The 22,370-nt window shown below is 46.0% G+C and carries 17 protein-coding genes and 1 tRNA gene; 5 read left to right on the top strand and 13 right to left on the bottom strand.

Annotated elements, in window-relative coordinates; all coding sequences use genetic code 11:
• Positions 1–164 precede the first annotated feature (164 nt).
• Positions 165–2,027, top strand: coding sequence for a nitric oxide reductase activation protein NorD (locus H8K52_RS17880; RefSeq protein ID WP_186924277.1), 1,863 nt, complete (start codon positions 165–167; stop codon positions 2,025–2,027).
• A 75-nt stretch (positions 2,028–2,102) separates the two neighbouring features.
• On the opposite strand, the gene H8K52_RS17875 is transcribed toward H8K52_RS17880, so the two are convergent.
• Complete coding sequence (locus H8K52_RS17875) at positions 2,103–3,269, bottom strand: S41 family peptidase (protein ID WP_186924276.1); 1,167 nt, start codon at positions 3,267–3,269, stop codon at positions 2,103–2,105.
• A 276-nt stretch (positions 3,270–3,545) separates the two neighbouring features.
• Here H8K52_RS17875 and H8K52_RS17870 point away from each other — a divergent pair, with 276 nt between their 5' ends.
• From H8K52_RS17870 to H8K52_RS17855, 4 genes are all read left to right on the top strand, one after another.
• Entirely contained in the window at positions 3,546–4,052 is a 507-nt protein-coding gene (locus tag H8K52_RS17870) for a hypothetical protein (RefSeq protein ID WP_186924275.1), read from the top strand.
• Between the two features lie 525 nt (positions 4,053–4,577).
• Positions 4,578–6,293, top strand: coding sequence for a cytochrome D1 domain-containing protein (locus H8K52_RS17865; protein ID WP_186924278.1), 1,716 nt, complete (start codon positions 4,578–4,580; stop codon positions 6,291–6,293).
• Between the two features lie 49 nt (positions 6,294–6,342).
• The gene (locus tag H8K52_RS17860; protein ID WP_425507558.1) at positions 6,343–6,621 is read left to right on the top strand and encodes a c-type cytochrome; all 279 of its coding nucleotides are present in this window, start codon (positions 6,343–6,345) and stop codon (positions 6,619–6,621) included.
• A gap of 83 nt (positions 6,622–6,704) precedes the next feature.
• Entirely contained in the window at positions 6,705–7,388 is a 684-nt protein-coding gene (locus H8K52_RS17855) for a hypothetical protein (protein ID WP_186924273.1), read from the top strand.
• A 186-nt stretch (positions 7,389–7,574) separates the two neighbouring features.
• On the opposite strand, the gene H8K52_RS17850 is transcribed toward H8K52_RS17855, so the two are convergent.
• The 12 genes from H8K52_RS17850 to H8K52_RS17795 all read right to left on the bottom strand — a co-directional run bounded on the left by H8K52_RS17850 (position 7,575) and on the right by H8K52_RS17795 (position 22,314).
• Complete coding sequence (locus H8K52_RS17850; RefSeq protein ID WP_186924272.1) at positions 7,575–9,905, bottom strand: TonB-dependent hemoglobin/transferrin/lactoferrin family receptor; 2,331 nt, start codon at positions 9,903–9,905, stop codon at positions 7,575–7,577.
• A 489-nt stretch (positions 9,906–10,394) separates the two neighbouring features.
• Complete coding sequence (locus tag H8K52_RS17845) at positions 10,395–10,826, bottom strand: hypothetical protein (protein WP_186924271.1); 432 nt, start codon at positions 10,824–10,826, stop codon at positions 10,395–10,397.
• 122 nt (positions 10,827–10,948) lie between these two features.
• Entirely contained in the window at positions 10,949–11,671 is a 723-nt protein-coding gene (locus H8K52_RS17840) for a response regulator (RefSeq protein ID WP_186924270.1), read from the bottom strand.
• A gap of 66 nt (positions 11,672–11,737) precedes the next feature.
• Positions 11,738–13,348 carry an ATP-binding protein gene (locus H8K52_RS17835; RefSeq protein ID WP_186924269.1) on the bottom strand — a complete coding sequence of 537 codons (1,611 nt, stop codon included), beginning with the start codon at positions 13,346–13,348 and terminating at the stop codon, positions 11,738–11,740.
• A 551-nt stretch (positions 13,349–13,899) separates the two neighbouring features.
• Positions 13,900–14,688, bottom strand: coding sequence for an oxygen-binding di-iron domain-containing protein (locus H8K52_RS17830; protein ID WP_186924268.1), 789 nt, complete (start codon positions 14,686–14,688; stop codon positions 13,900–13,902).
• Between the two features lie 172 nt (positions 14,689–14,860).
• Entirely contained in the window at positions 14,861–16,552 is a 1,692-nt protein-coding gene (gene ggt / locus H8K52_RS17825; RefSeq protein ID WP_343044239.1) for a gamma-glutamyltransferase, read from the bottom strand.
• A gap of 309 nt (positions 16,553–16,861) precedes the next feature.
• Positions 16,862–17,449 (bottom strand): 50S ribosomal protein L25/general stress protein Ctc, encoded by a 588-nt coding sequence (locus H8K52_RS17820; protein ID WP_186924266.1) that lies wholly within the window; start codon positions 17,447–17,449, stop codon positions 16,862–16,864.
• 140 nt (positions 17,450–17,589) lie between these two features.
• Positions 17,590–18,546, bottom strand: a complete 957-nt coding sequence (locus tag H8K52_RS17815) for a ribose-phosphate pyrophosphokinase (protein WP_186924265.1) — start codon at positions 18,544–18,546, stop codon at positions 17,590–17,592.
• A 159-nt stretch (positions 18,547–18,705) separates the two neighbouring features.
• Positions 18,706–18,782: transfer RNA gene (locus H8K52_RS17810), tRNA-Gln, on the bottom strand.
• A gap of 104 nt (positions 18,783–18,886) precedes the next feature.
• Positions 18,887–19,786: a 4-(cytidine 5'-diphospho)-2-C-methyl-D-erythritol kinase gene (gene ispE, locus H8K52_RS17805; protein WP_186924264.1), complete on the bottom strand. Its 900-nt coding sequence runs from the start codon at positions 19,784–19,786 to the stop codon at positions 18,887–18,889.
• 9 nt (positions 19,787–19,795) lie between these two features.
• Complete coding sequence (gene lolB / locus H8K52_RS17800) at positions 19,796–20,434, bottom strand: lipoprotein insertase outer membrane protein LolB (RefSeq protein ID WP_186924263.1); 639 nt, start codon at positions 20,432–20,434, stop codon at positions 19,796–19,798.
• A gap of 35 nt (positions 20,435–20,469) precedes the next feature.
• Complete coding sequence (locus tag H8K52_RS17795) at positions 20,470–22,314, bottom strand: tetratricopeptide repeat protein (protein WP_186924262.1); 1,845 nt, start codon at positions 22,312–22,314, stop codon at positions 20,470–20,472.
• Positions 22,315–22,370 lie beyond the last annotated feature (56 nt).

The raw sequence follows: 22,370 nt of genomic DNA, 5'->3' as shown, positions 1-22,370 counted from the left end.
CCACTTTTTCTGCAGTAAAATCATTCCTAAGAGTCGCAAGCATGTCGTTCTCCTTGATTTAATTGGTCGAGCTTTTATTTTAAGGATTGTTATTTGCTTGTCGACTCTTTCTTTATCATAGGATCTACAAAAGATGTATGCACCTTAATCATGAAAGCACACGAATGGAAGAATATATAGGCGGGCTGTGGGATAAATTGATCACCCGTGTCGCGTATCAAGGTTATCCAGAAGCTCGGGTTGAATTGGCGCAGATGAAAAACATCGCCGCAACCTTCTTTCGTGCCCTCGGTGGTGATCCTGGAATTAATTTGCAATCCGGTTCCGCCAGCACACATGGCGCGCGTCGTGGCTGGCTTGAACGTATTGCCGGTATCGGCGAGAAAGCTGAACTAACGTGGTCTGATGAAACGACTTTGCACTTACCTGCGAGTATTGATTATTTTCCAGAACGTGAACTCAATCGTGAATTGTATTTATGGTTGCTAGCCTTAGTTGCGCATGATGTCACCCCGGAAGCGCCCCATTTACAACGCAATCAATCAGCAACCATGTCACTGTTAAACGCTTTTCCCTCATTGCAGGAGCGCTATGCACGATTGGTGCATGCCACGCTCGCACGTCGGCCTGATCCGACAAAATTAAAAAAGCAAGAAGCAGAAAATGAATTACTAATCCGTCAGGCATTGTTAGAACCCGGAAGTGTGCTGTCTGATCTGAAAAAAGTCGGACGCAAAGACTTCAATGTTGTTCCTGTAATTCTTTGGTTACATTCACCCTCCAACAGCAATGTTAAGAACAACAAACCGGCCAGCAAAGTCACGCCAGAACAAGCCCAAGGCAGCGCAGGTCAAACCGATAGCGAGCAGCGCAAACGTATGGCTGAGCGCACCGACATGCCCGACAACCTTAGTCCTTTTATGTTGCTATTTCGCGCCGAGAGTTTATTCTCTTGGGCAGAATATGTGAAAGTGAATCGACCGCTCGATGAAGACGACAATCCCGATGCGCAAAGAGCGGCGAATGATTTTGACGTCCTCAGCGTCGCAAACGATGGCAAGAGTACCGCTAGCCGTGTGCGTTTCGATCTCGATTTACCAGCCGAAGCTGACGATGATTTGCTACTCGCTGATGGTATTATGTACCCGGAGTGGCACTACAAGAAGCAGCAACTTCTAGAAAAACATGCCTGCATACAAATGCTGTTAGCGCGCAACGCCGAAGGACTAGCCTTGCCCGCACATTTGCACAGTACAGCTAAGCGACTTCGTCAACAATTTCAAAGCTTAACGCCAGAACGCCAACGTCTGCGCGGACAACTGAGTGGCGACGATATTGATATCGATGCCTGCGTGCGCTTCAGTGCGGAACGACGCGGTACAAACCGGCGTGGACTAACGGTCGCTAGTCCCGGCTTATACTTGGACAATCGTCAGCAAAGCCGCGATCTGGCTTGTCTCTTGCTCGCTGACTTATCGATGTCTACCGATACCTGGGTGAACAATCAGGCGCGCGTGATTGATGTGATACGAGACAGTCTATATTTGTTGTGCGAAGCGTTATCCGCGACACGAGATCGCTTCGCTCTGTATGGTTTTTCTTCAGTAAGGCGCGACCATGTGCGCTTCCATTTACTCAAAGGTTTTGATGAACCCTACAACGACCAAATACGTGGTCGTCTGGCACACATCAAACCGGGGTTTTACACCCGCATGGGCGCAGCGATCCGCCATGCCTCAGCGATTTTGCAACAGCAGAAAAACTCCCGGCGCTTACTCTTAATTCTTACCGATGGTAAGCCCAATGATCTTGATCAATATGAAGGACGTTATGGCATCGAAGATACGCGGGTCGCGATTCGTGCAGCACGTCAGTTGGGGTTAATACCCTTTTGTGTGACGATCGATGAAAAGGCCGAAGACTACTTGCCACATCTGTTCGGTGCGAAAGGCTATATCGTCGTCAAAGACGCAGCAGAACTGCCTCAATTGTTACCGCGTCTGTATGCGCAATTAACGCAAGAGTAACAATTATCGTAGCTATGAGAGGCTAGCCTTGTCATCAGCTAGCGCATCACTTAGACAAATAGAAATTCGTCTTTGTTAGTTCTTTGCTTTAGTTTTCATGGCATTCAATTTTGACTGCACGTCGTCAATTGCGCGTTGCAAAGGCTGTTTGCGCCAATCTTCCTTGATAGTATCTAACACGGGTTTCATCGCCAATAATTGCGCCGTCAACAATGCCTGATCGACTGGTACTGCAATATGCGGCGTAACACCAGTACCTTCCCAATTGGTTTTGGTAATAGGGCTAATCGCACGCCCATTGGGAATAAACACGGTCAGATGATCTGCTAATTTGTAAGAATCGCCGGGGTTAGCACCACCGCCCGTGGTGGCCCCAATCAAGGTTGCACGCTTAAGGTTTTTTAAGTTGTAACTAAATTCTTCGGCAGCCGAAAAAGTACGCTCGCTGGTTAATACATAAACTGGTTTGTCTTTACCAAAACGCTTGCCGGGTACCACCGCGTGAGTCCAGAATTGACGGGTCTGATTGCTTTCACGGAAGTATAGATCGTTCAAATGGACAGGCTCTGGATCAAACAAATAGCTGCAAATGAGTGCCACCATCGCAGGATCACCGCCGCCATTACGACACAAGTCAATAATCAGGGCATTGGCACCACTGGCGACTGTCATGGCTGCAGCGACCACCTCACCGCTAGTTTGTGCATTCAAAAAACCACCTAGCTCAAGATAAGCGATATTGCCTAGTAGTCGTTCATATTTTTCTACGCCGTAATTACGTGAGCGTTCAAACTCGGCGTTACTTGCCAATTCCTCTGCACTAGGTTTGTCATTAGCGCGTTGTTCCGCCGTTATATCATCGTCCACTTTGTCTGGACTATTCATTACACGAATGTGTTTGTCGTGACTGATCGCGAGTAGATCCTCGGTCAGTTTTGCGGCAAGTCGGTTGGCGCTGCTTAAATGTGTATACGCGCCGGCCTTATCATGTGACTCAATGGCCGCTGCCATTTTCTCGCCGATCTCTGGAAAAACGTAGAAAGCGCGCATCTTTTTGCTCAGATTGTCGATAATTTGCGCACGCATTTTTGCATCAACCATAAAATCTGGCGGCAGATTTTGCACTGGGCCTTGCATCTGAATTGCGCCATGTTGCGCTAGCGCGCTTTGGGCAAAATAAGGAGTGCTGAGTAACATCGTTACAGCAAGTAAGTTTGGGATAAGTCGTCTACGGTTAAGCATGATTACCGCGCCTATACGTGCATTTGATACCGCAAAGCTGCATCGAACTTATTTGACATAACTGAAGCAATCGCTCTACAATCCGCGCCAGGGTGCGAAGGGGCGCCCTCCCGCACAAGACGCGTTCACCCTCAATCCTTCTTTTGATGTGATTTCACCATTTCGTTTGACGTCAGCGGGCCGTCAATAAACGAGACGGAGATTGATCATGTCATTTTCAAAATTTTTAACACATTATCCTTTGCAATGCGCCTACCCGTTCTTAGGAGAACGGTCATGAATGTCGTATTAAACGAACTCAAAACTCGGGCGTCTTTTTTGCACAAAAAACTAAAGCTTAGCGATCCTGCTAGTTTGGTATTGGTAGCGAAGTTAAGCCGTAAGCGTCAATGGGTAATGCCTGCACAATGGCAACACAAGCATTGCTTGAATTTAATCGCAGCACAATATGGTTTCCATGATTGGCAGCACGCCCATCACGTCTTCTCTGGCGCAGCGATACACGGTGATGATGTCGGTGATTTTTGGCATCAGGATATGGGTTTCACGAATCACTGGTTTTCTGATTATTTTGAAGCAAGTGATTATCTCACGAGTCATCCGGGTAGTTTTTTATTACCGTACCGTCGTCAATATTTTGTTGCAGAGTGCGAATACCTTGAGGCTTTACAACTGCAACCGAAACACCCGGGCTGGCAGCAGTACGAACATAATTTGTGTCTAAGTTATGGTAGCGAATTTTGGTTATCACTCGCGCTACATCGCTTACGTGAACTGAATTAGTACTGGTAGTCCTGTACGGTCATGGCTTGATATTGAATTAGGCCATGACCTAATTTGAAAAGCCGATTCAGGCGAAGGATGAGAAAAAGCTTGGTCAAAAATCAACTAAGCTTGGGTTCCTCATGAGTTCCTATAAACCAAATTTTTCACTTCAATTCGACCGCGACAAATCGCCGTTGTTTTTTATCTCTCTCTTTTCTGAAAATTCCAACAAAGCTCATTGCAAGTTTGATCTATCGCAGACTTTCCTCGTTTCAAATTCTTTCTTGACCGTCGTCAATGATTTACCAAAAGCAGACGCGTAGCCTGACATTGTCCGCACTGCACAAATGTGCTTCGGCCTCGGTAACGAAATTGGATATGCATCATAGCTACTCAATCATTGAGTCGATTAATGAATCAATACAGCAGAGATATCGGAATCAGTTTTTAAGGAAATGCCATCTTCAGTTCATCAAAAAAAGAGGACCTAAAATGAAGTTTACATCAATGAAGTTAAGTAATCTACGTAACAATAAAACCCCTATGCTTCGGCCTCTGGTCGCAGCCATCGCTTGCTTGCCGCTTACTTTCGGCTTCGCTTACGCACAAGAAAAGAAAGAAGAAAAAACTCACTCGGCGGCAGAGCTGAAATATCAGGCGGGCGGTTCGCCATTAGCAAGCGAAGCCATGCATCAAAACATCAATCCCAAAGCGCCGGCGATGACACTTGCCGAGTTTGAAGTCGGCAAGCAAATCTATTTCCAACGCTGCGCTGGCTGTCACGGTGTGTTGCGTAAAGGCGCAACGGGCAAAGCTTTGACGCCCGATATCACTTTAGATAAAGGTACGGAGTACCTGAAAGTATTCATCGCCTACGGATCACCAGCGGGTATGCCAAACTGGGGCACCTCTGGTGATTTGAACGAAAAAGAAGTCGATTTGATGGCGCGCTATATTCAGCAAGAACCACCAACTCCACCAGAATTCGGCATGAAAGAAATGCTGGCGACTTGGAAGGACATTATTCCACCCAATAAACGTCCAACCAAGAAGATGAACAAATACAATATCGCGAATATTTTCTCGACCACCTTACGTGACTCTGGCGAAGTGGCGCTGATCGATGGCGATACGAAGAAAATCATCAATATCGTTAAAACTGGTTATGCCGTACATATTTCACGCATCTCTGCATCTGGACGCTATCTGTATGTGATCGGTCGCGATGCACGTTTGAATTTGATTGACCTGTGGATGGAGAAACCAGATAACGTCGCGGAAATCAAAGTCGGTCTGGAAGCACGCTCTGTAGAAACATCCAAATTCAAAGGCTATGAAGATAAATTCGCCGTGGCGGGTTCTTACTGGCCACCACAATATGTGATGATGGAAGGCGAGACCCTCAAACCCTTGAAGATCGTGTCAACTCGCGGCATGACAGTCGATAACGAATACCATCCTGAACCACGTGTGGCATCCATTGTCGCGTCGCACTATCATCCCGAATTCGTGATCAACGCCAAAGAAACCGGCAAAATCATGATGGTCAATTACTCAGATCTGAATAATCTGAAAGTTACCACATTGGATGCAGCAAAATTTTTGCATGACGGTGGCTTTGACTCAACTGGCCGCTACTTCTTAGTGGCAGCGAATGCCTCGAATAAGATCGCGGTGGTCGATACCAAAGAAGACAAGATGGCCGCGATTGTTGATGTCGGCAAAACACCGCACCCAGGTCGCGGAGCGAATTTCGTTCATCCTAAGTTTGGTCCAGTCTGGGCAACCAGCCATCTGGGTGATGAAAGCATCTCCATGATTGGTACTGATCCGATTAAGCACAAAGCTCAGGCGTGGAAAGTGGTTGATACGATTAAGGGTCAAGGCGGTGGTTCTTTATTTATCAAGACCCATCCAAAATCCAAGAATCTGTGGGTAGACACGCCATTAAATCCTGATCCAAAGCTCAGTCAATCTGTCGCGGTGTTTGACATCAATAATTTTGGTAAAGGCTTCGTCACTCTACCTATCGGTGAATGGTCAGGCTTAGGCGATGGCGCAAAACGCATCGTCCAACCTGAATACAACCAAGCTGGCGATGAAGTCTGGTTCTCGGTCTGGAGCGCCAAAGACAAAGAATCCGCAATTGTGATCGTTGACGACAAAACCCGAAAATTAAAAGCCGTTATCCGCGATCCAAAACTGATTACGCCAACGGGTAAATTCAACGTCAACAATACTCAACATGATGTGTATTAAGGAGCCAATGATGAAACTCACACTCTCCATACTTTTGGCTAGTTGCGCTATGACTGCCTTGCCAGTCATGGCATCAGAGTCAGGTGCCGATCTGGCCAAGAAAAATAACTGCATGAACTGTCATGGCGTCGATAAAAAAATCGTTGGCCCGGCGTTCAAAGACATTGCCAAGAAATATAAAGGCAATGCTGAGGCAGTTGCTCTCCTTTCCAAAAAGGTGAAAGACGGCGGCAGCGGTGTCTGGGGACCGATCCCTATGTCACCGAACAAAGCAGTCAGCGATGCCGATATTAAAGTGATGGTGGAATATGTGTTAGCTTTGAATTAGCGACATCAAGCATTACTGATATTGAAGTAAACCAGCGTGCAGACAGAACATCTGCACGCTTTTTTATGGGTTAAAGAAACTGTATGCAAACATTGCTCAAGCATCTGGGTTGTACGCTCTTGTCATTAGCACCGCTAGGTCTGTTTGCACAAACGACGGCGTCACCAAATCTAGTTTCTGAAAATGGCAGGTATGCGCTCAGCATCGACCAAATCAATCATCGAGTGCAAGCAATTGATCTGCATAGCAACACAGTCATCCGGCAACTCAAGCTACAAAACAAAGAAGGAAAATTAGCGACCATCAGCGCACTCTACGCAAACACCAAACGTCAAAGCTTTATCCTAGTCTTCAACGATATCGCGGAATTGTGGGAACTAAGTTATAACCCAAAAGCAGAACCCGTCTATCAAGGCTGGGTACATGATTACCAGATGGGCGAAGGCATCGCCGATACCCAATTATTCGCACCGCGTAAGACTCCATTAGAGCTAGCGTTAGATTGTTTTACATTTGATGCCAGTGGCAATTATGCGACAGGCGCGGATCAGTACGGAAAAATGCAAATCATTAATCTAGATATACGTCGCAAGATCGCTGAGCTGCAATTCGCGCATGTTGTTTATCCATGTGAAAGCACGATTGAAAACACTGAAATGACTTCTATTCTCCATCTAAAAATGAAGATTTTCGGCCAGACGAACACAGAGCCAGCATTGCAAATCATCTTGATCGATATGAAAACAGGTCAACGTGTGAATCGCTGACCAGCGCTTTTACCGACTTTATGTCGACGTATCTGATTGCTAAACTACACATTGGTTTGTGCGATTTTGTAGGGTGGGTGAAACCGCGCTGCTCAGGTGCTTGGCTTGCTGGCGGCGCGGGTTTCACCCGCCCTACAATTTTCACCTTTATTCGCAATATGCGTCATCCACAATCAAAGCAGCGATCTAAAACCCCATCACTAAAGAAGCATGATAGTAACGCCCCGGTTGCGTGTAAGCATCGACCACGACAGATGTCGCCGCTAAGCCTTGAACATCGCTCCAGTTCCAATATTTTTTATTAGTGATATTGTCGACACCTAAATTAACCCGCCAGTTTTTCTGCATTATCCATTGAACCTGCATATCCAAGGTCGTTACACTTGACACCAAGAATTGGCGCACACGTGGTGGCACAGCGGGCTTTGGCAAATACGGACTACTCAAATCCGCTTCTTCTTTGCCTGCTTGGTGACGGGCATTCAATTGCCAGTCCCAACTGTCATTGGTATAACGTAAGCCCGCGTACAACTTGCTGGGATTGATCGAGCTCAACGGTGTATGTGCAACCTCATCAGTGCCTCGGGTTCTACCATAAGCAAATGGTGAGCTCAATTTACCGCCTGCGATTTCTGTCCATTGCACCTGTCCACGAATTTCGAAACCTTCAATTTTCGCTTTATCCACATTCACAGTTTGAAAAATCGCCGGATCACCTGCGATGCCTTTGCCACCCAAAGGTTTTTTATCGTAAATCAAATCTTGATAACGGCCGCTAAACAGTGCGACATCAAGATTGAATTTCTCAAACAGAGCGCGCACACCGATTTCTAAGTTCTGACTTTTCTCCGGCTTTAAATCTGGATTCGCCAACAACACGGCGGGTACCGTCGAACTATCGAACACACCGTTAATTTGCTGTGCATTCGGCGCACGGAATCCACCGGCAAAACTGGCATACACATTCCAGTCGGCATTGACTTTGTACAACATGCCTAATTTCGGAACGACTGCGGAACCGGATAAAGACTTAGCGGGTGTTTTAGCTGGTGGCGCAAAACCGTCTTGGGTCTTGACATCTAAATTAAAATGGTCGTAGCGCAGACCGGGTGTAATAATCCAAGAACCAGCAAAAATTTCATCTTGCAAGAAGACCGCACGACTGGAATCGCGTGTATCTGGAAAATATTTACGCGGCATAAAATCGGTATTGCCGGGATCAATCCCATCAAAAAAATTACTCACGTCTATCCGCGAATAATCAAAACCATAACTCAAGCGCTGCGCAAAATTTGGCGAGGATTTAAATAATTTATCGGCTAACAGACTAAACTGCCAGGCTTGCTCTGCATACGACACTTTACGTACGCGATCGGCCAAGGTATTTCGATGAGTCACGCCATCATCTTGTGCACTGCTGTCTTGGTAACTGAGATTGCTTTGCAAATGATCGATCCAGTCGTTCTTGATGTCATAGCGATCAATCAAGGTGAGGCGATCTCGTGTTGACTCTTTATGCACGTTCTCGCCTTTCACCGCAGATGCCGTCGTCATCGGCAATTTGGCACGACTCGATAACAATTCAAAGTCCGAGGTTTTATCGACATGCTCTATGCTTAAGCTGTGCTTTTGATTGGCGCTCGGTTGATAGACAAGTTTTGCCAAGACCGATTGCGTTTGATCCTCCTGAGGATTGGGCGTGGTTCTGTCGATATTCGGGACATCGTTGGTCCCCATATTACCCAAGCCTTTTGCCTTACTCACATTCGCACTTATCAGCCAACTCCATTGCGTATTGGCACGACCTGCTAAGCTAGCGCCAAGGCTGCGACTATGATCGTCACCACTCCAATTGGCGAATAATTTACCGCCAAGATCTTTGCTTGCAGCATTCTTCACTTGCAGAAAATCTTGTGGCTCTACAGTCATAAAATTAACCAAACCTGCCAGCCCATCTGAGCCATACAAGACCGATGCCGGGCCACGTACAATTTCGACTTGTCGGATTAAATTCACCGCAATCGAATCTCGCCCAAAAGCATTGCTGCCATTGATATAGCTACGTGGCAAACGCATACCGTCGATCAACATCAGCACGCGATTGCCGTCCTGACCGCGTATCGAAAATCCGGCATTGCCATCGCGCCCAGTAGAATTACCGACACCTGTTACCGTAAAGCGTGCTGGTGCACGTTTGACGTCGACGTTAGCAAGATTTTTTGCCAGATCACGTATGTCGGTAATACCCAAACGTTCGATTTCCTTTTGGTCAATCACATCGATAGCCATCGGCAGATTTTCGACAAATTGTTCATAACGGGCACCGCTGATGACCACGACTTGGGCGGGTTTAGTCAGTGAAGGTGTTGCCGAATTTGCGAGGTCACCAATTGTTGTTTGTGCTTGTGCTTTTGAAGCACAAGGAATCATTGCGCAACAACAAGCCAGACCAACCGCTAGTGTCATCTGTTTCAAAGGTATTGTCGCTGGTGCTGTTTTTAAAGATAGTGAAGTCATCATGCTAGTCCTATAGAAAAGTATAGGGCTTAGTCTAGACAACTGATCAACGAGGTCAATCCGCTAGTTGCGTTTGGATATAGGCTAAACGAACTAGTTGACATGGTCGGGCTGGAAAAAGCTAAGCTGGATGTGGCTTGCGGCGTATGCGACTATTTCGGGGTGACGGTACATCTTGGAAGTGAATGCAAGCAATTTGACGTAGATCAAATCACGCTCTGCAATACATCCGCACCGAGGTGTTGGAAAAAATCAAATCATCACGTCTTGAGATGAATTTGACCTTTGTCATAAGTAACGGTAGTGCCACAAAATAGCGTAACAATTTGGGCTGAGTTTTCGAAAACAAAATTTTAGAGTTTTCGTGAATAAAGAAAAATTCAAGGAAGCCTGCCTTGCGTTTTTGAGGGGGGGCTAAACGCAATCACTGAAACTTGTTACGTCGTTGCCTAAGGTGACAAGTTTCAGTAGTATGTCATAACAAATATTTTACTTGTTGATCGTAATTCTCTGCACATCGAGTTCCATCTTGCCATTGCGCTTGATGCATACACCAGCATAGTGTTCAAACTTATCTATATTCCAGCTAGTCTTACTACCTTCGGATTTGCCTTTGCAAGCCTGATGCACTTCATCTGGAATGCTGATCACCGGTGGTTCTGGTGGCTCTGGTAGTTCTGGTGGTTCCGGAGGCTCTGGTGGCTCTGGCAAATTGGGTAACGGTGGTGGCGGTGGTGCTGGAGGTGGTGGCGGTGGTGCAAATTTTCTACATTTATCTTTGGATGCATCATCTCCATCACAAGTGATGGTCACGACAGTACGTTTGTGGTCTTTTGTAATTATTTGTACTTTACTTTGCGCCATACTCAAACCAGTGGCGCCTAGTGCAGCAAATAAAATAATAGTGATTAAGGGTTTCATGCGATCTCCTATTGATTAGCCAATTCGAATTCATTGGAATGAATCCGCTGAATATTTATTGGCAGTATCAATGCTGCCAATGGAGACATCATGGCGATGAATTATGGAGAAATTGTGGGCAGCTACTTACCTTCATTGTCCTCAGGTCCATCAAAGCCGTCAAAACGATAGCCAAGGCCGTAGATTGCATGGATAGGGTTGCTGTCAGGAATAATCAGCGCGATCTTTTTCCTCAGATTTTTGATGTGGCTATCGATGGCTCTGTCCGTCACATCTAGGCTGTCTTGACTTGCGTAGTCAAGTAATTGGGCCCGCGAAAAAACTTGACCAGGATGTTGTAGAAAGTGTTTGAACAACAGGAATTCCGTTCGGGTTAAGTCCATGGTTTTCTGGTTCAGCAGAATGTTACACGCCTTGTCATTGATACAGATCGCAGGGGCTTTGTTTGGTGCTGATTTTGCTTCATACAGATTGGTTTCACTGCGACGCAAAATGACCTTGATGCGTGCCATTAATTCACGCGGACTAAAGGGTTTGCATAGATAGTCATCCGCACCAATTTCTAAACCTAAGAGACGATCAATTTCTTCAACTTTGGCTGTGACCATGATGATCGGCACTTGTGAAAATTGCCGCACTTCGCGGCATAGCTGTAATCCATCTAAACCCGGTAGCATTAAGTCGAGCACGATCAATTGCGGTACCCGCACGCGTAGTCGCGCTAATGCTTGCGCTCCATTGGCAATGATCTCGCTTTGAAAGCCGGAAGCTTGTGCATAGTCAGCAATCAACGCCGCTAAATCTGCTTCATCTTCCACAATCAAAATTTCGTTTTGTATAGTCATAGTGCGTGTTCTTGTTGAGGTGCCTTGCTGCGGCTTGTTACCATTAACAGGTGGTTGAAAAGAGGGCTACAACTTATTTTCAGACAGCGGAAAATGCATGGAAACGCAAAGGCCACCTAAGGAGGAATGTGAAAATTCTATGGTGGCATGATGCGCATCCAGAATGCGGCGGCATAAAGCCAAACCCAATCCAGAACCGCCGTGGGCACGATTACGTGAACCTTCGACCCGATAGAAACGTTCACCTAAGCGGGTGATAGCGTTGGGCGGAACCGCTGGTGCACTATCTTCTAGTTGAATGTGTAGCTGATCTGCTGTGCAACTAGCACTAATGTTGATCGTCCCGCCGGCATGGGTATAACGGACGGCATTTTCCAATAAATTATGGATGACTTGCCGCAGACGTTCGCTATCAGCTTCAATCAAGCTTCGTGCGGGCTTGGTACCTAACATTAACTGTAAATCAGCGTGCTGTATCTTTTCTTTAAAGTTGTCAGTTTCTTCGGCAATCAGTTGCCACAAATCTGTTTCGTGCATCTGATATTGCAGTGTCCCAATATCCGATTTGGCGAGTTCGTATAATTCATCGATCAGCTTATTGAGCGATAAAACCTGACGTAGCATCAAAGCGATATTGTCTGGGGTTGCCAGACGTATGCCATCTTGTAAGGCTTCCAATTGCGCACGTAATACCGAGATCGGCGTACGCAGTTCGTGAGACGTATCCGCGACCCATTGGCGACGACTTTGTTCTGCCAACTCTAATTTTTCAGCAAGCTGATTGAAACTATGCGCCAGTTCACCAAGCTCATCGCTACGCTGACTGTTGAGACGGGTATTAAAATGCCCTTCAGACAAAGACCGCGCACCATTGACTAAGCGACGAATAGGGCGGCGAAAATGCAAGGCCAATAGGAGTGCTGCTATGCCACTTAATCCTATGCTAAGGGCAATGATGATTGCAATGGTGTCGGCTTGTTCTTGTAAAAAATCTTTAGACATCGCATCGCTAGGCAGTTTGGATTGATGCACGAATAAGTAGGCGATGATCTGTTTGTCAAAGTACAGAGGACGTGAACCACCTAAGTTTTGATTGATGGGACGCCCAGCCAGATAGCGATGTTCTTGATCAAGTAGGGTGATACGACTGATTAGGCTAGGTATTTGGTCCTCACTTTGTAATTCAATAGGGCTGTTTACCGCAACGAAATCTGGCGGGGGAGGTGGCAATGGTGGTGGCGGTGGCAGTATGATGTGATCGCCAGGCTCTGCTGGTTCAGCAGCAGATGGCGGCTGCGGTTTTTCGGGCGCTGCGGGCTTGGCTGGTTTTGCTACTGGTAGTGGCTTTGGTCTCGCCGACTTCGCTGTTGATGGCACTGCAACTTGATTTTTATTTTGATACAACCGCAGTAATTCTTGCGTGATCCACACTTGTTTTTGTTGCGGATCATCGGGCAAGAATGACCAGTTCTGTTGCTGCGCATACTGCATTTCAATTTCTGTACTGACTTCTTGCAAGCGGTCTAGTTCAATTTTCAGGGCGTAGTCGGCGAAGCTACTGCTTACTTTTTCGCGCATCAAAAATAGCGCAACCGTCACGATGCTGATCATCGATAATAGGACAGCAAAAAATAGGCGCCAGCCTAGCGATAATTTTGGCTTTAGAATTTTATTCATAAGGTGGCAGTGTAGAGGTTTCGTTTGTCGCCGCCAAGCACGTCCTAATTCATGAATGGAAAAGTGTGGTGCAATGAAGTTGAATTGCTAATCAGTCTCACGATATTCATATTTTCTCCACAATTAGTTTTTCGAGATGCGCTAGGGCTGAATTCGCCGAAAAATATCGGGCGGATAGACAGCGTAGAGTCTTGCTAAGGCCTTCTTAAAGACTTTTTCGCGAGCGATGCTTTATTGACGAAATCGAGTCAGTTTTAAACCTTTGATTTAGGCAGCCCATCTTTCTGGTTTGATCGCCATTGAGAAAAATGGGCTCTAATATGAGGAGACCGACTTAAGCAGGGGATGTCTTTAAGTTTGAAAAACAGGTAACGGCGCGGGGATATTCTCGCATGAAATTCGGCGCGCAGATTCACGCCGATGAAGATTGCTTTATGGTCTATAGCTATTTAATCGGACGTGGCTTGTTGCGGGCATTGTCTGGTTTCTGCCGATAAACTAGTTGGCAATAAAGATGCCATTGTCATGGTGTCTTTGGTGTCAACGCAATTTTAGCCAGCTAAGGCGCGAAAGCGATAATGTTCCTGAGTGAATAAATCAATCCCGCATTGCAGATTTTCTATCCAATCTAAAAAAGCAGGAATGGCTTCGCCAGTCAAATAACGACCGTGTTGCGGTACCAACATGGCGATATCCATTTGCCGCACCATATTGACCCAGAAGCGGCAGACTTTATTGGAAACCATATAGCGTTTATGAAAACCGCTCATGGTGTGGAGCTGATCATAAAACTCTGTTTTGGTAGAAATCGGCTTACTAATGCTTTTTGCTTCCACCAGTGAAGCACCCATGTCACCCGAAAACAGAATCTTTGAGGTACTGTCATAGAATTGGAAATTTCCTTCGGCATGCAGAAAGTGAGCAGGTACAGCATATAGTGTCGAACCCATCATCGGTATAGGCATGCCCTCATCGGGAATACCTATGATACGACCATCAGCGCGATTTAGATTGCAGAAGTGCGGCACAAAACGCGCCCACAATTGCGATACGTAGAGATGACATTCGGTGCTGTACAGCCACTTATCAAGTGCACCGATAATATCGGGATCTTGATGTGATGCGAAAAGAAATTCTAGATTTTTTTTCGGCATATACTTTTGCATCGCTAGTGTTAGCGCGTTATAAGTAATATTGCCGGAGGGATCGATTAAGGCGCCTTGACCATGAGAGACGATCAAAAATTGATTAGCCTGCACCGCATCTTCGGCGGAACCGGTGACCAGATCATTGAACATGATGCAACTATGTTTGCCATTATTGAAAAGTTCAATTGCCACGCGGACTCCTGTTATTGTTCACTAAAAACTTATTTTAGATCAAGCAACAAAGGGAAATTTGATATGGATTAAGTTTATGGCGCAATTGCATAAAATGTGGGCAATTACTGACTTTATCTTGAAAAAACCTCAGCTAGATCTGAAGCTGAGGTCTGATTTGTTGAAGGTGGAGTCAATATCCTAGCGCACGCCCATCAGGATTGCGGGGATCGGCAAAGGCTTCAAAACCTTCCGTCGTCACTTTGATCGTTTGCGTTCTTCCCATTGAGCTGCCAGTTGAAAACTTATGTCCTTTTGATTTGAGAATGTCTAATGTGTCGGCGTTAAATCCACGTTCTAAACGCGTCATATCCGGTTCCCATTGGTGATGAAACCGTGGCGCGATCGTGGCCTCTGCTGGATTAAGTTGATGGTCGATTACATTGACAATAATTTGCAAGGTTGTCGTGATGATGCGACTTCCTCCTGGACTGCCCGTGACTAAGAAGGGCTTGCCATCTTTTAGCACCATCGTCGGTGTCATTGAGCTAAGCGGGCGTTTCTTTGCTGCTACCGAATTTGCGTCACCGCCAACCAAGCCGAAGGCATTTGGTACGCCAGCTTTGACTGAAAAATCGTCCATTTCATTGTTGAGCGTAATCCCCGTACCAGTCGCCACAATACCGCTCCCAAACAACAGATTGAGTGTGTAAGTCGTTGCCACCACGTTGCCAAATTTATCTGCCACGGAATAATGGGTGGTCTGATCGCTCTCGTAAGGCAAAGGTTTGCCTGGTTTGATTTGCGCTGATGGTGTGGCTTGCTCAAGATTGATTTTTTTGACCAATTCATCCGCATATCTTTTGGAAGTTAAGCCGGTCACTGGCACGTTAATGAAATCTGGATCACCAAGATATTCGGCGCGGTCGGCGTAGGCGAGTTTCATGACTTCTGTCATGGTATGTATCGTTTGGGCGCTGTTGAGTCCTTGCTTACTGAGCGGGTAGCCTTCCAGCATATTGAGCATTTGAATAATATGGACACCACCAGAACTTGGCGGCGGCATCGAGACTACTTGGTAGCCGCGATAAGTGCCAGTCACAGCTTGACGTTCAACGGCAAGATAGTTTTTCATGTCGTCGGCGGTGATTAGACCTCCATGATTTTTCATTTCGGCTACGATTTTTTTGGCGATTTCGCCTTCGTAGAATGCTTTGGGGCCTTGGTGTGCAATTAAGCGTAAGGACTTTGCCAAGTCTTTTTGCACCAGCTGTTCACCAGCTCGAAGTGGACGTTCTCCATTGAAGAAAATAGCGCGGCTGGATGGCCATTTGCCGAGTTGATTGCGGCTTGCTTCTAGTAACTGCGCTAGATTTGGTGTGACTTCAAAGCCTTGGTCAGCTAGTTTGATCGAAGGTGCGATCAGCTCTTTTAATGACATCGTGCCATATTTACGCAAGGCTAAGTCTAAGCCAGCAACGGTACCTGGAACACCGACCGCTAAATGTGTCGAGGTTGAACTTCCTGGAGTAATTTTGCCACTGGAGTCGAGAAACATGTCGCGATGTGCTAAAGATGGTGCCAGTTCCCGGAAATCTAAGGCAATGTCCTTACCACTTTTGGCATCGTGAATTAACATGAAGCCGCCGCCACCAATATTTCCTGCATGTGGCAATACGACCGCCAAAGCAAAACCCACTGCCACCGCAGCATCAACAGCATTTCCACCACGTTTTAATACGTCTAAACCGACCTGACTGGCTAATCCTTGTTCGCTGGAGACGATGCCATTCTTTGCTTTGACTGGGCTGAGGATATCGTAGCTAGTGTCATACTGAATCTGTGCTCCGGTACCCTGAGCGTGACTGGGATGGATGAAAGCAATTTGTGCGGTGGCAAAGATCGTTGCCAATAGGGTGAGGCGAAATTGTTTGAATGATGGCACAGCAAATTCCTTAGGCGATGGAGGTCGTACTATGGAAAACCAAACGGCAAAACGATTTTCCTTGTGGAAAACTGATTGTCGCTAACTCGGCGACATATGTCGAGACTTGCTTGAGGATTTTGTCGTTAGTTCGATATAAGAAAATGATAATTGGGAGATAGACGAGGTATAAAACGAGACATAAAACGAGGCATAAAAAAAGCCACCTGCGAGGGTGGCTTTCGATCTAAAAGAGAAAACTCTTCTAAATTATTTTGCGTCAGCTTCTGCAGAAGTTGCGCCAGCTGGTTTAACAGCGATAGCAACTGTTGCGTCATCACCGTGTACTACAGCTGTCACGCCTTTTGGCAATGTCAAGCTAGATACGTGTACGGATTGACCAGCTTCAACTTTAGACAAGTCAACTTCGATGAATTCTGGCAAGTCTGCTGGCAAGCATTCTACGTCCAATTCAACAGCAACATGGCTGATGACTGCAGCAGACAATTTTACTGCTGGAGAAACGTCAGCGTTCACGAAATGCAAAGGCACTTTAACGTGGATCTTTTTGTTTGCATCAACGCGCTGGAAATCAGCGTGCAATACTAATTGTTTAAACGCGTGCATCTGGAAATCGCGCAACAATACTTTTTCAACTTTGCCATCTACATCCATGTCGAGAATGGAAGAGTGGAACACTTCTTTTTTCAATGCATGGAACAACGCATTGTGATCCAATGAGATGCTCACTGCTGGCTCAGTACCACCGTAGATGATGCCAGGTGTTTGACCAGCATTACGCAGGCGGCGGCTCGCTCCGGTGCCCTGTTCTTTACGTGCAAATGCGACTACTTTCATTTTAATACTCCAAAATAAGCAAGCTATTCATGATTTTCATGAGCTAGTCTGCGTTGACTTTCCCGCGACCAGGAAAGTGAAAAAAGCTGATGCATATTTAATATATACCAGCCGAAAAACTAAATATTCTTCTCGACTAATTAATCAGAGAACAAAGAAATAACGGATTCGCCTTTGGTAATACGGCGGAACGTCTCTGCCAGCAAACTATCACAAGACAACTGGCGAATCTTAGAGCAAGCCTGCGCTGCTTCTGACAAAGGAATAGTATCGGTCACTACTAATTCATCGAGAGGAGAATTATTGATACGATCAATCGCTGGGCCAGACAAAACTGCATGTGTACAATACGCTAAAACTTTCTTCGCACCGCGCTCTTTTAATACTTCAGCTGCCTTGGTTAGCGTGCCAGCGGTATCAACCATGTCATCCATGATCACGCAGTTACGGCCTTCAACTTCACCAATGATATTCATCACTTCAGACACGTTGGCTTTTGGACGGCGCTTATCAATAATCGCCAAATCGCAGCCTAAACGTTTTGCCAAAGCACGGGCACGAACTACGCCACCAACGTCAGGTGAGACAACTAATAAATCTTCGTAATTTTTTGCAACCAAATCACCCAGCAATATTGGGGATGCGTAAATATTGTCGACTGGAATATCAAAGAAACCTTGGATTTGATCCGCATGCAGATCCATAATCAGGACGCGACCAACGCCAGCTTCTTCCAACATATTCGCGACGACTTTGGCTGAAATCGCAACGCGCGCAGAGCGTGGACGGCGATCTTGACGCGCATAACCAAAGTAAGGAATGGCGGCTGTGATACGACCAGCTGAAGCGCGCTTTAAGGCATCAACCATCAACATGATTTCCATCAAATTGTCATTGGTTGGTGCGCAAGTCGATTGCAATACAAATACGTCTTTACCACGAACGTTTTCATTGATTTCGACCATCACCTCGCCGTCAGAAAACTTGGAGACGTCAGCCTTACCGAGACGAATGCCGAGTTGCTTTGCAACGCCTGCCGCTAAAGCAGGATTGGCATTACCAGTAAAGACCATCATGTTGTCGAGAGCGTGTGCCATGAGATCACCTAAGGGAATAAAAAAGCCGCTTCAAGAGAACAATACCCAGTATCACGTTTTAATTTCTTGTTGTAATGATTACTGAAAATACTGCCGCAAAAAACCGAAAAGCCGCCGCATCATTTTGTATGCGGCGGCTTGTATCCGGTTCGTATCTTATGGCAGGGGAAGAAGGATTCGAACCTTCGCATGCCGGAATCAAAATCCGGTGCCTTAACCAGCTTGGCGATTCCCCTACACAACCGTTTATCAATTGCTTACTTCGTTTTCGAAATTCGTTTGATAATCAGCGAAGCCACTATTTTATCTTGAAATCAGCAATCAACCAAATTTTTTTGAATTACCCTAAAAATTCATTTGATAAATTTATAGGATGCTGTTGTAAGGCTTTAGCAATCCATGATGTCCAGTGATGAGGTACTTGTTGTAATATTTTTGTTGCGGCGTCTTCATTTGGAAAAGCGCAAAAAACACAAGAACCTGATCCCGTCATCTTGGCATCACCCTGATTAATTTCATATTGTTTCAGCCAGTTGATGGCATCGGCAATTGTAGGGTGTAAAGCGCAAGCAACAGCTTGTAAGTCATTTTTCCATTCAACTTTCGCTGCATTGGAAAAGTCCGTTATTTTGACGGGCTTCGTGTTTCTTGTCAACTCTTTGGCTGAAAATATTGTCGGTGTTGGCACATGCACACCGGGTTCTATCACGACAAACCATTGATTTGGTGTGGTAACGGCTTCCATTTGCTCGCCTATGCCTTCAACAAAGGCATTCTGCCCAAAAATAAAAAACGGAACATCTGCGCCAAGTTGTAAACCCAGTTGCATTAAGTCGTTTTTATCTAGGTTGCATTGCCACAAATGATTTAGTGCCATTAAGGTAGTTGCGGCATCAGACGAGCCGCCGCCAACTCCACCACCCATGGGTAGACGTTTGTGTAAGCGGATGTTAACGCCTAGCTTAAGCTCCGCATGTCTTTGCAATAGACGTGCGGCTCTGATTACTAAATCGGATTCTTCGGGCACGCCTGCAACTTCGTTCTCGCGTTTGATGATGCCATCATCACGTATTTCAAAATCTAGAGTGTCACATCGATCAATTAATTGAAATACACTTTGCAGCAAGTGATAGCCATCCTCACGACGACCTGTAATATGTAAAAAAAGATTGAGCTTAGCGGGGGCGGGGCAATTTAAGAGCTTAGTTTGGGCAGCAGTGGTTGTAATAGCGCTATGCATACGAATATCTTATTTCCATTCATCGACGACAATGCGAATTTTAACTTCTCCCAGCTCTTCCGTATGTCGTTGCAGGTCGATACGTTTAGGGTGTATCACGCCGGTATCTGCTTGCCAGCTGACGAATTGTAGTTGCCAACCTTGCGACTGTAGGGCGACATAGTCTTTAACTGGTATTGCGATCGCTTTACCATTGGCCTGTATATCAAAACCTTGTAGCCAACCCTTCAAGCCAGCGATGGGAATCGACCAACCTAGACTGTCGGCTAACAATTGTTCAATGTTGCTGGCTGTGCGTGCTTCTTGTTTGGCTTGTTCTAGCCTTGCTCCGTGTGCATTTTCATGTATGGTGGCGATGGTTTGACCTAGTGGTGAGCTCAGGCTGATGTGTAAGTCTTGTGGTGCTTGCTGCCACTCAAAACCAGCACTGGCAGTTTGGGCTTGGTCATTTTGCTGGTATTGAATTGAAATTCTGCCGACTAATTGCACTTGCTCTTGCAAGGATCGAGTTTGATTTGCTTGACTACTGCTTAGCACCTGCGTCGTACTACAAGCGCCTAAGCTGATACTCAATAGACCGACTAAAAAAAATCTAACAGCAATAGCGCGTGGCAGAAAACCATCTGATTGCAGCTTGGGTTTATGCATATGTTATGTTGGTTGTTGTTGGTAAATAAATGACATTATGGCAGTGTCAATTCTAGTCTTTGCAAAGTATCTTTTAATAAACTATTTTGCGGATCTTTTTTATGTGCCGCGGTGAATAATTGCATTGCTTCGTCTTTTTTGCTTTGTGCCCATAAAACCTCGGCCAGATGCACAGAGACATCAGCATCCTGTCGCATACTTAGTGATCGGCGTAAAAATTGCTCTGCATCTGGATATTGTTTTAAACGATATTTCACCCAACCTAGACTATCCAAAATGTAAGGGTCATTGGGGCTCAACTGGTTTGCTGCTTCTATCAATGTTAGCGCTTCATCTAATTGCAGGTTTCTATCTGCATAGGAGTAACCCAAGGCGTTGTAGGCAAAGGCATTGTTCGGTGCGATTTGTATCAATTGTTTGAGCGCCATTTCCATTTCTGGATAAAATTTCAAGGACTCGGCCAACATGGCATAGTCGTAAATTAGATCAGTACTCTGTGGGAACTCACCCAAAGCCATTTGTAATAACACGAAGGCTTCGGTCGTTTGTCCAGCATCGCGCATGATCTGCGCTTCAGTTTGTAATAATTGAGCTTGTTCGATATCTTTGCTCGCTGTGACAGTTTGTAAGAATTGACGGGCTTCAAGAAACTTTTTATCGCTCGCTAGTAGTAATGCGCGGCGCATCTGAATATTGAACCAGGCTGGGTTTTTGCCATCGTCAAAAGGGACTTTACTGAGCCAAAGATCGGCAGTTTGTTTATCTTTTCTTTGCAGGGCAATTTGTGCCATGCTGATATAGGCGGAGCTGGCATCGTCTTCGCTACTGAGTCTGCTGATTAATTCTTTAAAATAATTTTCAGCGACATCTAATTGACCCATCTCCATCTCTATGCTTCCTAAGGTGTAGAGAATTTGATTTCGCGATAAGCTGCTTTGATCGGGCGCTTGCAGAAAGCCGAGGAATTCGTTTTTTGCCAGTTCCAGCTGCTTACTTTCTACCAGCATTGTTGCATAGGCTAAGCGGACCTCTTTGGCGCGCGGATATTGTTTTAAAAAATTGGCGATCAGTGCAAAAGCAGCTGTCTTTTCAGTCGCATGGGCGAGCGTCAGGATGCCAAGTTCCGAGCTTGGATCAAGTGCTAGTGCCGCTTTTGCTTCTTGTTGCGCACGTTCGATATCACCACTACGGTAGGCAGCACGAGATAAGGCGATATGACCAGGCATGGTGGTCGCATCATCCGCCAGAATTTTTTCTAAACTCAGTAATGCCGTTTTTTGTTCACGTGTGCGACTCAAGCTGCGTTGTGCTTGATAAATGATATCGCTCCGGCTTTCAGTGCTGCTTGTCTTCAGGAGTCCAAGGAAAAACTTTTCCAGCGCGGGATAATCATTTTTAATGACCATCAAACTCAAATACGTTTGATCCGCCTCTTGCGAGTTAGCATCAAGTTCGCGCCAAAGTCGTACGGCCGCCATGGATTCGTCAATTTGTTGCGCAGACATAGCAATCTCGACCGCGCGCTTCGCTAGTCTTGGGTCGCGCGTCTGCTGCGCTAGACTCATAATGGTGACAAATGGTGCTTGCCATTCACCACGCTGTAGAGCGATATCTGATGCGGTTAATTTGTAGAGGATGTCTTTGCTGAGTCCGGTTGCTGACTGACCAGCAGTCTCCTGCGAACTAACATCTTCTTGTGCATGGTGCTGGCTTGTAGCAGCGGGTTTGACATTACTTCTACTCTTGACCGGTTTGGCATAGGGGATTTGCTGGTCTTGGTTTTGTGGTGCAGCTAAGACGTTTTCGCTGGATGCTATAAGGATAAAGAGCGAGCTTATGATCTGGCTGAGAGTAGGTAATTGGGAAGAGTTTATTTTCATGCGTTTCAGATAATAAAAAAGAGGAGGTGTGAAGCGGTGCCTAAGTCTGAGTACAA

Origin of the sequence: Affinundibacterium seohonense (genome assembly GCF_014284305.1) — a bacterium.
Lineage (GTDB): Bacteria > Pseudomonadota > Gammaproteobacteria > Burkholderiales > Burkholderiaceae_D > Undibacterium > Undibacterium seohonense.
This window is presented reverse-complemented; position numbering and strand designations above follow the sequence as displayed.

What these genes read in the sequence shown, in the direction of transcription:
- H8K52_RS17880 (WP_186924277.1), top strand. Translation starts at nt 165, where the DNA reads ATGGAAGAATATATAGGCGGGCTGTGGGATAAATTGATCACCCGTGTC.
- H8K52_RS17875 (WP_186924276.1), bottom strand. Translation starts at nt 3,269, where the DNA reads ATGCTTAACCGTAGACGACTTATCCCAAACTTACTTGCTGTAACGATG.
- H8K52_RS17870 (WP_186924275.1), top strand. Translation starts at nt 3,546, where the DNA reads ATGAATGTCGTATTAAACGAACTCAAAACTCGGGCGTCTTTTTTGCAC.
- H8K52_RS17865 (WP_186924278.1), top strand. Translation starts at nt 4,578, where the DNA reads ATGCTTCGGCCTCTGGTCGCAGCCATCGCTTGCTTGCCGCTTACTTTC.
- H8K52_RS17860 (WP_425507558.1), top strand. Translation starts at nt 6,343, where the DNA reads ATGACTGCCTTGCCAGTCATGGCATCAGAGTCAGGTGCCGATCTGGCC.
- H8K52_RS17855 (WP_186924273.1), top strand. Translation starts at nt 6,705, where the DNA reads ATGCAAACATTGCTCAAGCATCTGGGTTGTACGCTCTTGTCATTAGCA.
- H8K52_RS17850 (WP_186924272.1), bottom strand. Translation starts at nt 9,905, where the DNA reads ATGACTTCACTATCTTTAAAAACAGCACCAGCGACAATACCTTTGAAA.
- H8K52_RS17845 (WP_186924271.1), bottom strand. Translation starts at nt 10,826, where the DNA reads ATGAAACCCTTAATCACTATTATTTTATTTGCTGCACTAGGCGCCACT.
- H8K52_RS17840 (WP_186924270.1), bottom strand. Translation starts at nt 11,671, where the DNA reads ATGACTATACAAAACGAAATTTTGATTGTGGAAGATGAAGCAGATTTA.
- H8K52_RS17835 (WP_186924269.1), bottom strand. Translation starts at nt 13,348, where the DNA reads ATGAATAAAATTCTAAAGCCAAAATTATCGCTAGGCTGGCGCCTATTT.
- H8K52_RS17820 (WP_186924266.1), bottom strand. Translation starts at nt 17,449, where the DNA reads ATGAAAGTAGTCGCATTTGCACGTAAAGAACAGGGCACCGGAGCGAGC.
- H8K52_RS17815 (WP_186924265.1), bottom strand. Translation starts at nt 18,546, where the DNA reads ATGGCACACGCTCTCGACAACATGATGGTCTTTACTGGTAATGCCAAT.
- ispE (WP_186924264.1), bottom strand. Translation starts at nt 19,786, where the DNA reads ATGCATAGCGCTATTACAACCACTGCTGCCCAAACTAAGCTCTTAAAT.
- lolB (WP_186924263.1), bottom strand. Translation starts at nt 20,434, where the DNA reads ATGCATAAACCCAAGCTGCAATCAGATGGTTTTCTGCCACGCGCTATT.
- H8K52_RS17795 (WP_186924262.1), bottom strand. Translation starts at nt 22,314, where the DNA reads ATGAAAATAAACTCTTCCCAATTACCTACTCTCAGCCAGATCATAAGC.